Consider the following 13,926-nt stretch of genomic DNA (forward strand, 5'->3'; position numbering starts at 1 on the left):
GAGACAAGAAGGTCGAAACAATTGCCGGAATTGTCCACTTCACCACAGGGTAGCTCTGACCTCCGACATCCAGACGCGAAAACGCGCCGATCATTGATCGGCGCGTTTCGAGTCCGAGGACTTCGCGGCTCTCAAGACACGGTTACACCCGTCACACTCTGCAGGTGTTCGCGACTGACACCCGGAGCCAACTCCACAAGCTCCAGCCCCTCCGCGGTGACGTCCAGCACTGCCAGGTCGGTGATGATCCGGTGGACGACGCCCTGCCCGGTAAGCGGCAGGGTGCACGCCTCGACGATCTTGGGGTTTCCGTCGCGATCGGTGTGCTCCATCACGACGATGACGCGGCGGGCACCGTGGACCAGGTCCATCGCCCCGCCCATGCCCTTGACCATCTTGCCGGGGACCATCCAGTTGGCGAGGTCACCCGTCTTCGACACCTGCATCCCGCCGAGCACCGCGGTGTCGATGTGGCCGCCGCGGATCATCCCGAACGAGAGGGCCGAGTCGAAGAACGCGGCACCAGGATTGACAGTGACGGTTTCTTTACCTGCATTGATGAGGTCGGCATCGACCTGATCATCGGTCGGATACGGTCCGGTACCGAGGATGCCGTTCTCGCTGTGCAGGACCACCTTGACACCCTCGGGCAAGTAACTGGGGATCAGCGTCGGCAGGCCGATACCGAGGTTGACGTACTCACCCGGCCGCATCTCGGCAGCAGCGCGAGCGGCCATCTCGTGGCGGGTCCAACCGATACGAGTTTCCTCTGCGCTGCTCACTTGGTACCCCCTGAGACGGTCCGCTTCTCGATCCGCTTCTCCTGTGGGCCTGTGTGCACGACCCGCGCGACGAACACACCAGGTAGGTGCACGTGTGCGGGGTCGATGTCGCCCGGCTCGACGAGGTTCTCCACCTGCGCGATGGTGATCCGGCCGGCCATGGCAGCAAGCGGGTTGAAGTTCATCGCCGTCTTGTTGAAGACGAGATTTCCTTCGGTGTCGCCGTAGTCCGCGTGCACGAGCGCGAAGTCAGCGGTGATCGCCTCTTCCAATACATACGTGCGGCCACCGAACACTGCCGTCGCCTTCGGTGGCGACGCCACGGCGATCGAACCGTCCGGGTTGTATCGCCACGGCAAGCCGCCCTCGGCGATCGGTGTGCCGACGCCGGCCGGAGTGTAGAACGCCGGGATGCCGGTACCGCCAGCTCGCAGCCGCTCGGCCAGCGTCCCCTGCGGCGTCAACTCCACTTCGAGCTCACCGGCGAGATACTGGCGCGCGAACTCCTTGTTCTCCCCCACGTACGACGCCGTCACCCTCGCGATCCGGTGCGCGCCGAGCAGAATGCCGAGACCGTAGTCGTCGACACCGCAGTTGTTGGAGAACACCTCGAGATCGGTGGCGTCGCCGTCGGCGATCGCCGCGATCAGTGCGTCGGGAATACCGCACAGCCCGAAGCCGCCCACTGCGAGCCTGGATCCGCTCGCGATGTCGGCAACTGCCTCAGCTGCCGTATTCACGACTTTGCTCATCCGTTAGTTCTCCTTCTGCTGAAAGATTCCGGCTCGGTGAAGAAGCTTCTCGGCGTGACGAAGAACGGGAGCGTCGACCATCTTGCCCTCGAACGCGAACACACCACGTTCAGTAGACACCGCGGCAAGCACTCGTGTGGCCCAGTCGATCTCTTTTTCAGAAGGTGCGAAGGCACCACGGATGACCTCGACCTGACTCGGGTGGATCGCAACCTTCACGTCGAAGCCGACTGCGACAGCATCAGCGGACTCGACGCCCAGGCCTACGAGGTCCTTGATATCGAGATAAACGGAATCGACAGCCAACCGGCCGTAGCTCTTCGCAGCCAGGAGAGACGTCGATCGGACGTGCTTGGCAACGTCGCGGTACGAACCGTTCGGGTGCCTGCTCGAATTACCGCCGAGACCGGCCACAAGATCCTCGGCTCCCCACATGACACCGATGGCGTTCGCAGCAAGCGCGATGTCGGCCACGGCGAGGGCTCCTCGCGGGGACTCGACGAGTGCAACCACGTCCGCCGGTGCGAGCGAGAGGACGTCCTCGGCCGATTCGCACTTGGACAGCATGAGACGCGAATAGTGTGTGCCGTCCAGCGCGATCAGATCGAGTTCGTGATCAGGTGTACCGACCGGATTGACGCGCACGACCGTCCGCTCCGGATCGAGAGGCGTGTCGATCAGGGCTGCACGTGCGGCTTCCTTGTCGGCCGGAGCCACACCGTCTTCGAGATCGAGGATCACGACGTCGGCAACAGCCGCGGCCTTCGCATAGCGCTCGGGACGATCCGCCGGGCAGAACAACCACGCCGGCCCCGGCGGTGTCCATGTCATGAGGACACCTCTGCCGGACGCAGTTGCACCAGTGTCTTGCGCGTGGCCAGTGCGACGACGTCACCGTGCTGGTTACGCCCGGTGTGCACGAGCGTCACGATGCCTTCACCTGGACGGCTCTTCGACTCGCGCTTGTCCGCGATGAGCGTCTCGGCATACAAGGTGTCGCCGTGAAAGAGCGGCTTCGGGAAGCTGATCTCGGAGAAACCGAGGTTCGCCACGATGGTGCCCTGCGTCAACTGCGCGACGGACAGGCCGACGATGGTCGACAGGGTGAACATCGAATTGACCAGCCGCACACCGAATTGAGTGTCCTCGCTGTACGCGGCATCGAGATGCAACGCCTGCGTGTTCATCGTCAAAGTCGTGAACAGGACGTTGTCAGCCTCGGTCACGGTCCGGCCTGGGCGATGCTCGTAGATCGCGCCGACCTCGAACTCCTCGAACCAGAGCCCGCGCTGAGTGATCTTCTTGGGGTTCGTCACAACCCTGCCTCACGGGCGATGAGCATCAACTGCACCTCGGTGGTTCCCTCACCGATTTCGAGGATCTTGCTGTCACGGTAGTGGCGCGCGACGGCGTACTCGTTCATGAAGCCGTATCCGCCGTGGATCTGGGTGGCGTCGCGGGCATTGTCCATGGCAGCTTCGGAGGAGATGAGCTTGGCGATGGACGCCTGCTTCTTGAACGGCTTGCCCGACAACATGAGTGCGGCCGCGTCGTAGTACGCGGTACGTGCGACGTGGGCACGAGCCTCCATACGCGCGATCTTGAACGCGATGGCCTGGTTGTGTCCGATGGGGCGACCGAACGCCTCGCGTTCCTTGGCGTACTTGATCGACTCGTCGACACAGCCCTGGGCGGCACCGACGCTCAACGCGGAAATCGCGATGCGGCCTTCGTCGAGGATGCGCAGGAAGTTTGCGTAGCCGCGGCCGCGCTCACCGAGCAGATTCTCTTCGGGGACACGAACATCGGCGAACGTGAGCGGATGGGTGTCGGATGCGTTCCAACCGACTTTGTTGTACGCCGGTTCGGCCGTGAAGCCGGGCGTCGTGGTCGGCACGAGGATCGTCGAGATCTCCTTCTTGCCGCCGTCCTTGACACCCGTGACCGCGGTGACCGTCACGAGCTTGGTGATGTCGGTGCCCGAGTTGGTGATGAACTGCTTGTTGCCGTTGATGATCCACTCACCGCTGTCGAACTTCGCGGTGGTCTTGGTTCCGCCGGCGTCGCTACCCGCACCGGGTTCGGTCAGGCCGAAGGCAGCCAACGACTTGCCGCTGGTGAGCTGCGGAAGCCACTCCTGCTTCTGTGCCTCGTTACCGAAACGGTAGATCGGCATGGCCCCAAGGGACACACCAGCTTCGAGAGTGATCGCGACGCTCTGGTCGACCTTGCCCAGCTCTTCGAGCGCCAGGCAGAGTGCGAAGTAGTCGCCGCCCATTCCGCCATACTCCTCGGGAAACGGCAGGCCGAACAGTCCCATGTCGGCCATCCCGGCCACTACCTCGTACGGGAAGGTGTGGTTGGCGTCGTGCTCGGCAGCAACCGGTGCCACTACGGTCTTCGCGAAGTCCGCAACCGTCTTGGCGAGCTGCTGGTATTCGTCCGGAAGCGCTCCGGTGGCAAGGTAATCGGACATCAGGCGTCTTCCTTCTGCGTCGTGTTCTCGGTCTTTACTTCTGCAGTCTCTTCGTCCGTGACAGGTACCACGCGGGCCAGAACCTGATCCACCATCACCTGATCGCCCTGACGGACAAGCACTTCCACGATCCCGTCGATCGGGGATGTCAAGGAGTGCTCCATCTTCATGGCCTCGACCACGACGAGTGGTTGTCCCGCGCTCACTGCCGCGCCGTTCTCGACGTTGACTGCGATGACGGCACCGGGCATGGGGCTGGCGATTTCGGCGTCACCGGCGTGCTTGTCCTCACCGCGAACGCTGACTTCGGCAACCTCGCGCACGTGCCAGGTTCCGCCGCCTGCCAGCCACAGACCACCATCGGTCTCGGCGACGACAAACGTGCGTCGGCGTCCGTCGATGACTACCGCCAGTTCGGATCCCGTCAGGGTCGCGCTGAATGCGCGCGACTGTGAACCTTCGACCTCGACCTTTGCATCCGCGGGAACGCCGACGATCGCAACGTGCGACGTTCGGGTGCCGGCGGCGAGCCTGATGCTGGTCGGAGCGGGAGTTCCGACGCGCCACCCACTCGGGACGTCCCAGGGATCAACGGATTCCGAAGTTGTCCATCGCGAGAGCCAGCGATACGCCGCGGCAGCAATGAGAACCTCGTCGGAGGCGTCGGCTGCGACAAAGTCTTCGACGCGACGATCGAGCAGACCGGTGTCGAGGTTGCCCGCGATCACATCCGGATCAGCGAGGAGGAATCGTGCGAACTCGATGTTGGTCACGACTCCGAGCACTGCGGTGTCACCGAGTGCGCGATCGAGTTTGCGCAGTGCGCCTGCGCGGTCGGGAGCATGGGCGATGACTTTGCTGAGCATCGGGTCGTAGTCACTGCCGACGACGGTGCCTGCGAGCAGTCCGGAATCGACGCGCACGCCGGAACCTGACGGCTCGACCAGATCGACGACGCGGCCGCCGGTCGGCAGGAATCCACGGCCCGGATCCTCCGCGTACACACGAGCTTCGATGGCGTGCCCGGTCAGCGTGATGTCGCTCTGGGAGAAGGCCAACTTCTCTCCCGCTGCCACACGGACCTGCCATTCGACCAGATCCAGTCCGGTCACCATTTCGGTGACGGGATGCTCGACCTGCAGGCGGGTGTTCATCTCCATGAAGAAGAACTCGTCCGGCTTGTCGGCGGAGACGATGAACTCCACGGTGCCGGCGCCGGTGTAATCGACGCTTCGAGCGGTGTTGCACGCTGCCGCGCCGATCCGGTCACGGGTCACCTGATCGAGCAGCGGCGACGGAGCCTCTTCGATGACCTTCTGGTGACGCCGCTGCAGGCTGCATTCGCGCTCACCGAGGTGAACGACGTTGCCGTGCTGGTCGGCGAGAACCTGGACCTCGATGTGCCGGGGCCGCAGGACGAATCGCTCGAGGAACAGGGTGTCGTCGCCGAACGACGACGCGGCCTCACGGCGGGCACTGCGAAGAGCCTCGGCCAGATTGGCCGGATCCTCGACCAGACGCATTCCCTTGCCACCGCCGCCGGCCGAAGGCTTGACCAACACCGGGTAGCCGATGTCCTCGGCTGCTGCGATCAGTTCTTCGTCGGTCAGGTTCGGACGAGCGATACCCGGGACCACCGGCACGTCGAACGCGGCAACCGCGTTCTTCGCGGTGATCTTGTCGCCCATCACCTCGATAGCCCGCTCGGAGGGGCCGAGGAAGGCGATTCCGGCGGCCGCGCAAGCAGCCGAGAACGCCGAGTTCTCCGACAGGAAGCCGTAACCGGGGTGAATACCCTGAGCACCGGTGGACTTGGCAGCGTCGATCACCTTGTCGATGACGAGGTAGCTTTCACGCGCCGCGGCCGGTCCGATGTTGACGGCAGTGTCGGCCTCGCGGACGTGGCGAGCATTCGCATCGGCGTCGCTGTAGACGGCGACGCTGCGAATTCCCAATTCACGCAACGTGCGGATCACGCGAACCGCGATCTCACCGCGGTTGGCCACGAGAACAGTATCGATAGTGCGCAACTCAGTCATTTCGCTCACATCCGGAAGACGCCGTAGGAGACCGGCTCGATCGGTGCGTTTGCGCACACCGAAAGGGCCAGGCCGAGAACAGTTCTGGTATCTGCGGGATCGATGACACCGTCATCCCACAGCCGCGCAGTGGAGTAGTACGGATTGCCCTGAGCCTCGTACTGCTCACGGATCGGCGCCTTGAACGACTCTTCATCCTCGGCCGACCATGGATTGCCCGCGCTGTCGAGCTGCTCGCTACGAACCGTCGAGAGCACCGAAGCTGCCTGCTCGCCGCCCATGACCGAGATGCGCGCGTTCGGCCACATCCACAGGAAGCGAGGCGAATACGCGCGTCCACACATGGAGTAGTTGCCGGCGCCGTACGAGCCGCCGATGACAACCGTCAGCTTGGGGACCCGTGCACACGCAACTGCCGTGACCATCTTGGCGCCGTGCTTGGCGATGCCGCCGGCCTCGTAGTCGCGTCCCACCATGAAGCCCGCGATGTTCTGCAGGAACAGCAGCGGCACACTGCGCTTGTCGCACAGTTCGATGAAATGTGCTCCCTTCATGGCGGATTCGCCGAAGAGAACGCCGTTGTTGGCGATGATGCCGACCGGGTGGCCCTCGATGTGCGCGAAACCGGTGACGAGCGTCTTGCCGTATTCAGCCTTGAACTCCTGGAACGCGCCACCGTCGACGAGCTTGGTGATCACCTCGTGCACGTCGTACGGAGTACGAGGATCGGTCGGGACGACGTCGTAGAGTTCGCTTTGATCTGCGACAGGCGGAACCGTGGAGATGACGTCCCACGGGCGCTCGGAGCGGGGGCCGAGCGTGGCAATGATGTTGCGCACGATACGAAGTGCGTCGCGGTCGTCCTCGGCCAGGTGGTCGGTGACGCCGGAAACCTTGGAGTGCAGGTCGCCGCCGCCGAGCTCTTCCGCCGTCACGATCTCACCGGTGGCTGCCTTCACCAGCGGCGGGCCGCCGAGGAAGATGGTGCCCTGGTTGCGGACGATCACTGCTTCGTCGCTCATCGCGGGCACGTAGGCGCCGCCCGCGGTGCACGAACCGAGAACTGCGGCGATCTGGGGAATCCCCTTGGCACTCATGGTCGCCTGGTTGTAGAAGATCCGGCCGAAGTGCTCACGGTCCGGGAAGACCTCGTCCTGGCGCGGCAGGAAGGCGCCGCCGGAGTCGACGAGGTAGATGCATGGAAGGTTGTTCTGCAGCGCAACTTCCTGCGCGCGCAGGTGCTTCTTCACCGTCATCGGGTAGTACGTGCCGCCCTTGACCGTTGCGTCATTGGCAACGATGACGCACTCCCGGCCCGACACACGGCCGATACCGGTGATGACGCCGGCGCCGGGGCACTCGTCGTCGTACAGGCCGTTGGCCGCCAGCGGCGACAACTCGAGGAACGGGCTGCCCTGGTCGAGCAGCGAGTCGACGCGATCTCGCGGCAGCAGTTTCCCTCTGCTCACGTGGCGCTCGCGAGAGCGCTCGTTGCCACCCAGCGCTGCTTGCGCCAGTTTCTTCTTCAGTTCGTCCACCAGAACGGTGTGATCGGACCGGTAGCCCGATCCTTGCGTGATTCCACTGGGAGTCATCCCGCCGCCTTCGCCATGAGTTAATGCTCGATAACTGAAACTAGATTAACTATGATTAACTGAGTTGTCCAGAACACAAGCGAAGAAAGATCGAGAGAATGACCTCTGAGCAGGTAGCAGCTCCGACGCGACGCGATCAGATGAAGGCCGACCGTCGTCGTCAGCTCTTGGATGCCGCCGCACGGTTGATCGCCGAACGCGGATTCGTGAGTGTGCGACTCGAAGACCTCGGCGCGGCCGTCGGTATCAGCGGCCCGGCCGTGTACCGGCATTTCCCCAACAAGGATGCCGTCCTCGTGGAACTTCTCGTCGGCATCAGCACGCGCCTCCACGAAGGCGGTTCTGCGGCAGCGGAGGCAGCGGACTCACCGAGCGCCGCTCTCGACGCACTGGTGGAGTTCCACCTCGACTTCGCGCTCGGCGAGCCGGACCTGATCCGCATCCAGGACCGCGACCTCGAAAGCCTGCCGGCCGACGCGCGTCGACAGGTGCGCCAAACGCAGCGCAAGTACGTCGAGGTGTGGGTCGGAGTCCTCGAGCAACTCGATCCCCAGCTCGACCAGGCGGATGCCCGCATCAAAGCGCATGCCACTTTCGGTCTGATCAACTCGACCCCTCACAGCGCCAACCCAGCTTCGCCGGCACGCGCACGTCGCGTCCTGCGGGATATGACGCTCGCCGCACTGCGCACCCACTGAAACCGGACACGGCACAATCGGTGGCAGACTGGTTACACCAGCTAACAGATGAGGGTGCCGAACGTGGAGGACAGCAGTGGGGTCAGCAGAGCCGATTTCGCCGAACTGCGGACCGAGTTCTCCCGCTTCATGATGTTGTACCAATTCGGAATCTCCGAACTGATGACCAAGGTGAACATTCTCAAGGACGAGTTCACTCACATCAATCAGTACAGCCCCATCGAACACGTGACGTCACGGGTCAAGTCGCCGGACAGCATCCTGCGTAAGGCTCAACGCCTGAACATCCCGCTCACGATCGACGACATCTCGAAGAACATCTTCGACATCGCCGGCGTGCGCATCACCTGCAGCTTCATTTCCGACACGTACCGGATCGCCGAGATGCTCACCAGCCAGACGGACCTTCGGGTGATCGAGCGCGAGGACTACATCGCCGATCCGAAACCCAACGGCTACAAGAGCTTGCACCTGATCGTCGAGGTCCCGGTTTTCATGAGCGACCGCGTCAGGCACGTACCGATCGAACTTCAGATCCGCACCATCGCGATGGATTTCTGGGCGAGCCTCGAGCACAAGATCTATTACAAGTACAACCGCGAGGTTCCCGTCGAGCTTCTCGACGAACTCACCGAGGCTGCTGCCGCGGCACACCGCCTCGACGTCAAGATGGAGCGCCTCAACGACGAGTTCGCGAAAATCAAAGCGCTACCGCATCCCGATGACGAAATCCTCGAGCAGGATCTGCCGGCGCAGTTCCTCGAGGCGCTGCATCTTCAGCGACGGGCGCTCTGAATTCGGTCCCCCTCCCCCTGAGCGAACGCGCCTTTCGGCGCATCTGAGGCGACGAGAGTGCCGTTCGCTCACAACCGGGGTCGGACAACTAGGGCAAGCCAAAAGTGCGCCCTCCCGAACTTCGGGAGGGCGCACTTCGCGAATTGCGTTGGCTTGCTATTTCTTGCCAGTGACGGCGCTGTAGCCGATCGAGAGCACGGCCGCCGCGGCGATGCTGATGATCCAGCGGATCCAGTCGATTCCACCCGTGTCGCCCTTGTCCGAGATCGCTCCCCAGACCCAGTACCCGATAAGCGCTCCGGCGACACCCAGGACGACGGTGATGATCATGCCGTACTGCTGCTTACCTGGCAGTACGAGACGAGCCAGGATTCCGATGACTGCGCCGAAAATGATGGTTCCGATAATTTGCCCCATGACAGCCCCTCTCACACGTCGTGCATGCACGCGGACGGAAGATCACCGCTCAGGGAAACAATAACCACAGTCACACACAACTGTCGCTTGTTGACCGAATTGTTGTCCGAGATGCAACCTCGACGCGTTACATCCACGACATTCGCGAGTTATTTTTTCGCAATCAAGCAGACCTACCGTTCCCATCCATGTCAACTTCCGTAAAACTGCCGAACAGCGAGCTCGCGCGACTCGCCAACAAGCCGCCCTGGTACCGATCACTGTTCGTGCAATTGATCGCCGCTATCGTCATCGGTGTTCTCATCGGCTGGTTGTGGCCGGAATTCGGCGCGAATCTCAAGCCCCTCGCCGACGGCTTCATCAAGCTGATCAAAATGCTGATCGCACCGATCATCTTCTGCACCGTCGTGATCGGGATAGCTCACGTCGGGGATCTGAAGGCCGTGGGGCGTATCGGCGTCAAAGCACTCATCTACTTCGAGGTGGTGACCACCTTCGCCCTGTTGTTCGGGCTGCTCATCGGAAATCTGATGAAGCCGGGTGCGGGATTCGACATCGATCCGGAGACGCTGGCGAACGGTGCGGACGCCGTGGCCGCCAAGACTGGAAGCGGCGAGCTTCCCCACACCGTCGAATTCCTGCTCAATATCATTCCGGTGTCGATAGTTTCGGCCTTCGCCGAGAACGCACTCCTCCAAGTCCTCTTCTTCGCCGTACTGTTCGGGCTCGCCTTGGCCAAGGCAGGTGAGAGTGGACCACCAATCGTGTTCGAACTCGTCGATCGTCTGAGCCATCTGTTCTTCACAATCATCGGCTGGATCATGAGACTGGCGCCGTTGGGCGCTTTGGGCGCGATGGCGTACATCGTCGGCCAGTACGGGATCGCTTCGCTCGGAAGTTACGGAAAGCTGATCGCCGCATGCTATCTCGCCGCCGTCCTGTTCATCCTCATCCTGGCCGCGATAGTCAGGTACTTCGCGGGCGTGAACCTGTGGAAGTTCGTCAAGTACATCAAGGACGAACTCTTCCTCGCGTTGGGAACGGCGTCGACCGAAGTAGTTCTGCCCCGAATCATGGTCAAGCTCACCAACGCCGGATGCTCGCGCACTACAACAGGATTGGTGGTGCCTACCGGCTACTCGTTCAATCTCGACGGCGCCACGCTGTACCTGTCGATCTGCATGCTGTTTCTGGCTCAGGCACTCGGCGTGGACCTGACACTCGGTGAACAGATCACTGCCGTCCTGGTACTGATGCTCACGTCCAAGGGAATGGCCGGCGTGCCGGGATCGTCATTCCTGGCACTGTCCGCCACCGTGGCCGCAATCGGTCACGGCGCAATTCCAGTTGCCGCAGTCGCCCTCCTGCTGGGCGCCGATCGAATCATGGACTCGATGCGAGTCTCGGTGAACCTGCTTGGGAACTGTGTCGCTACCTTCGTGGTCGCAAATTGGGAGGGGCAGCTCGACAAGGAGCGCATGCGCCGAGTGCTCGACGGAGAAGACGTTCCACCGCTCGAGGAAGTCGATCCGATCACCGGGAAAACTGTTCCGGCACCGGAGGCCGAAGCACTCAAGACAGTTTCAACGCCGTGATGCGGTCTTCACTGGAACGCAACAGCACTTTGTCCCCCGCCCACAGCTCCCGCGGCATCGCCCAGGGGGTGAACTCGTCGTCCCCGTCCTGATCCACTCGAACCTCCCAACTACGTTGGCCTGTACGGACATCCGTTCCGTAGACGTTTCCCTCGTCGATAACGACATCGCCGTGCCAGACAACCGCCCCGGCGCGCTCGGCGTTCGATCGCCACAGGACCTCACCGGTGAAGAGGTCCACGAACTGGACCTCGGGTTCGGAACCGGAACGTGTCACGGCAACCACGTTGCCGATCACCGCCAACGACTGTGCGGTGTCGAAGAGTTCACTGTTGGACCACAATTTCTCGCCGGAAGTCCGGTCGAAACCGCTGTGTCCCAGAATGATCGGAGTCGATCTTCCCGCGGGATCATCTCGGCTGTATCGCCCGCCGTAGTACGAGGACTCCGAGGGCAGTTCGTCCGTCCTGGCGAACTCGCGCCCGTTCTGATCGAGCGCGTACTCACTTGTCGGACGGCCATTGCCTTCGCAACCGCCATCCGACACCAATGTCACGCCGTCCGACGATGTATGCGCAGTCGAACAGGTGGAGTAACCGTGTACCCACCGCTGTTCGCCCGTCTTCAGATCGAATCCCAGAGACTCGTCGAGAGCGATCACACCCAGATCGCCGTGCACCGACATCACTGGATCGACGTATCCGGCTTCCCACGATCCACCGACGTCGAACGCTTTGGACCAGTTCGCTTCCGGATCGTCGACGGTTCCGCTGTGCACGCGAACGTCGTTGCTCTCGATATCACCCTCGAGCGCGAAGACCGTGTCACCCGAGACAACCGCGATGATCGGTGCCCACGGAGTCTTGATGTCTCGACGCTCTCCTGTCTCGATATCGAAAAGTGAGTACGAACCACCGGAAACGTACGGCCCGGAGAAACACAGCACCGAACTGCCGAGCAGAGTCTCGGAGCAACCACCGATGTCGACCGCCGACGTGCGCCAACGAACTGTGCCATCTTCGGCGTCCAATCCGACCAATTCTGCGTCGTCCAACGAATACGCCTGACGATCCGGCATGCCGACCATCGTGACCACGAGTGATCCGGCGTCGATGAATCCGCCCATGTCCATGTTGAATTCGGTTCCAACAAGCGGGCTCCGAAATATCGCGAACTCGCGCCCGAGAATCTCGGAGGCCTCGACGCTCCATAGCGGCGACGAGATCGCTGTCGGTTCGGAACTCGTCGACGTGACCACCGTGGCGATGGCGGCAGTGACGGTGACTACGGCTGCGGCGGCCGCGATCCGAAGGCGCGATTTCGGGGAGAATCTGGTGGTCATCGAATCTCCAAGCCTTCGGTCGTCGCGAGAAACTCCAACTGCTCGAACGTCATCGGCACGTTCGGTGCCTCTGCCGAAGAGCTCACCGTTACTCGCGTCCCACCGGGACGGGTAACGACTACCGATCTGTGGACCTTCTCCCCGCGACTCTCATCACGTTCGATCACGGACCCGTCCTCGGCGGTCACCATCGAGAGCGGGTGTCCGTCGTACGAAGGGTCGTACTTGTTCGGAGGTGTGGGAAGCGGTTGTCCGCTGGTGATCGAGATACTCAGACGCGACTCGTTACTTCCCGACCGTGCAACAAGATCCTGGCACGTGGTGGTGTCGTCGTATTCGGCCAGAACCAGATCACCCAGCTGGCTGCCGAGGTCAGGCGCTTCTGGCGGTGCTGCGCGCCAACCCGATCGGAGCGCTTGACCGAGCGCCTCGACGATTCCTCGATCCAGTTTCCGCCCAGATGACTCGTCCGTCCAACCGCCACAATCAGTCTCAAGCGGGGCAGCCCCCGGCGGAGCAGGCGTCGTAATTCGCAGTTGCGGCAGGCTGACCAAGGACACCAGTTCGTCGATGGTCAGTGGAAGCGCGCCGCTTGCCTGAACCTCGGCGCCGACTCGATCGCCAGTGTCATCGAGATAGGCGTGAACTCGTGTGCCATCGATGCCGTAAAGGAACGCCGAACGAGAAAGAGTGCGTTGTCCGTTGATTTCACTCCACGAGTCCTGCACGTCCACAACTGAACCATCCGCGAGTGAGCGACGTTCGACGAGAGAACCGGCGACGCACGGAGGAACCGGCGCCTTACTGCTGTTGACCGAGACCGACAGTCCACCACTGGCCTCGCCTCGAAGTATTGTCGCCGACGCATCAGTGGACGCCAGATCCTCGATCGTCCATCCCTCGGGCAACTCGTCCGAGGTCGACGGTGCCGAGATCGGACCGAACTGGAGTGATCGGCGCGGACTGGCGAACTTGATCTCGACGCCGTCCGGAATCGCATCGGCGACCGAATCCGACATCGATACAGCCTTGGCGCCGGAAAACCACGGAAAACGTGGGTCGTCGTACGCCTCGTCGCCGCCTGTCGATGTGAAGATCGAGATTCCGTGTTCGTCGTCCGGCGCTTCGACGCTTTCACAACCCGGAATCGTTGTCGGGTACACCGCGCTCGGCGTGACGTACGAGAATTCAGGCACGTCTTCCGCCGGAATCTCGTCCGGTGTGGACGTCATGCTGATCGACGAAGTCGCAGTTACCGAGATGTCATCGGACGGCGAACTGCTCCACCGATCCACCAGCCCGGCAACCACTGTCCCGCCGGCGATCAGGGAGACGACCGTCAGCGCGAAGGTCCACTTCTCCACCCGATTCGAATCGGTTTGCTCCTTCGACACGTACCCTCGCAGTCACCGTCACGGCTCGCCCCCGATGCGCG

General features: G+C 62.4%; 13 protein-coding genes. 3 read left to right on the forward strand and 10 right to left on the reverse strand.

Annotated elements, in window-relative coordinates:
• Window positions 1-131: 131 nt before the first annotated feature.
• The 7 genes from H7C86_RS32260 to H7C86_RS32290 are packed head-to-tail and all read right to left on the reverse strand — an operon-like array spanning window position 132 to window position 7,644.
• A complete protein-coding gene (locus H7C86_RS32260; RefSeq protein ID WP_182263024.1) occupies window positions 132-737 on the reverse strand; it encodes a 3-oxoacid CoA-transferase subunit B in 606 nt (201 codons plus the stop codon).
• A 41-nt stretch (window positions 738-778) separates the two neighbouring features.
• A complete protein-coding gene (locus H7C86_RS32265; RefSeq protein ID WP_007730192.1) occupies window positions 779-1,534 on the reverse strand; it encodes a CoA transferase subunit A in 756 nt (251 codons plus the stop codon).
• A gap of 3 nt (window positions 1,535-1,537) precedes the next feature.
• Window positions 1,538-2,365 (reverse strand): CoA ester lyase, encoded by an 828-nt coding sequence (locus tag H7C86_RS32270; RefSeq protein ID WP_003942031.1) that lies wholly within the window; start codon window positions 2,363-2,365, stop codon window positions 1,538-1,540.
• Window positions 2,362-2,850 carry a MaoC family dehydratase gene (locus H7C86_RS32275; RefSeq protein ID WP_003942078.1) on the reverse strand — a complete coding sequence of 163 codons (489 nt, stop codon included), beginning with the start codon at window positions 2,848-2,850 and terminating at the stop codon, window positions 2,362-2,364. The genes H7C86_RS32270 and H7C86_RS32275 overlap by 4 nt, the downstream gene beginning before the upstream one ends.
• Complete coding sequence (locus H7C86_RS32280) at window positions 2,847-4,010, reverse strand: acyl-CoA dehydrogenase family protein (protein WP_007730190.1); 1,164 nt, start codon at window positions 4,008-4,010, stop codon at window positions 2,847-2,849. Before H7C86_RS32280 ends, H7C86_RS32275 begins: the two co-directional genes overlap by 4 nt.
• Window positions 4,010-6,049: an acetyl/propionyl/methylcrotonyl-CoA carboxylase subunit alpha gene (locus H7C86_RS32285; RefSeq protein ID WP_182263015.1), complete on the reverse strand. Its 2,040-nt coding sequence runs from the start codon at window positions 6,047-6,049 to the stop codon at window positions 4,010-4,012. The genes H7C86_RS32280 and H7C86_RS32285 overlap by 1 nt, the downstream gene beginning before the upstream one ends.
• 5 nt (window positions 6,050-6,054) lie before the next feature.
• Window positions 6,055-7,644, reverse strand: coding sequence for a carboxyl transferase domain-containing protein (locus H7C86_RS32290; RefSeq protein WP_021334316.1), 1,590 nt, complete (start codon window positions 7,642-7,644; stop codon window positions 6,055-6,057).
• A gap of 98 nt (window positions 7,645-7,742) precedes the next feature.
• On the opposite strand from H7C86_RS32290, the gene H7C86_RS32295 reads away from it, so the two are divergent.
• Window positions 7,743-8,342 (forward strand): TetR/AcrR family transcriptional regulator, encoded by a 600-nt coding sequence (locus H7C86_RS32295; RefSeq protein ID WP_003941968.1) that lies wholly within the window; start codon window positions 7,743-7,745, stop codon window positions 8,340-8,342.
• A gap of 48 nt (window positions 8,343-8,390) precedes the next feature.
• On the forward strand, window positions 8,391-9,137 hold the full coding sequence (locus H7C86_RS32300; protein WP_019744227.1) for a GTP pyrophosphokinase family protein: 747 nt from the start codon (window positions 8,391-8,393) through the stop codon (window positions 9,135-9,137).
• A gap of 156 nt (window positions 9,138-9,293) precedes the next feature.
• Here the strand turns inward: H7C86_RS32300 and H7C86_RS32305 are convergent, their stop codons facing one another.
• Window positions 9,294-9,554: a GlsB/YeaQ/YmgE family stress response membrane protein gene (locus H7C86_RS32305; protein ID WP_021334317.1), complete on the reverse strand. Its 261-nt coding sequence runs from the start codon at window positions 9,552-9,554 to the stop codon at window positions 9,294-9,296.
• A gap of 188 nt (window positions 9,555-9,742) precedes the next feature.
• Here H7C86_RS32305 and dctA point away from each other — a divergent pair, with 188 nt between their 5' ends.
• A complete protein-coding gene (gene dctA, locus H7C86_RS32310; protein ID WP_182263016.1) occupies window positions 9,743-11,149 on the forward strand; it encodes a C4-dicarboxylate transporter DctA in 1,407 nt (468 codons plus the stop codon).
• Here dctA and H7C86_RS32315 read toward each other — a convergent pair.
• Both H7C86_RS32315 and H7C86_RS32320 read right to left on the reverse strand, forming a co-directional pair.
• Window positions 11,127-12,491, reverse strand: a complete 1,365-nt coding sequence (locus H7C86_RS32315) for a PQQ-binding-like beta-propeller repeat protein (RefSeq protein WP_182263017.1) — start codon at window positions 12,489-12,491, stop codon at window positions 11,127-11,129. The two genes, dctA and H7C86_RS32315, sit on opposite strands and share 23 nt — an antisense overlap.
• A complete protein-coding gene (locus H7C86_RS32320) occupies window positions 12,488-13,885 on the reverse strand; it encodes a hypothetical protein (protein WP_182263018.1) in 1,398 nt (465 codons plus the stop codon). The genes H7C86_RS32315 and H7C86_RS32320 overlap by 4 nt, the downstream gene beginning before the upstream one ends.
• Window positions 13,886-13,926: the final 41 nt, after the last annotated feature.

This window comes from Rhodococcus sp. UFZ-B548, assembly GCF_903819475.1.
GTDB lineage: Bacteria > Actinomycetota > Actinomycetes > Mycobacteriales > Mycobacteriaceae > Rhodococcus_F > Rhodococcus_F erythropolis.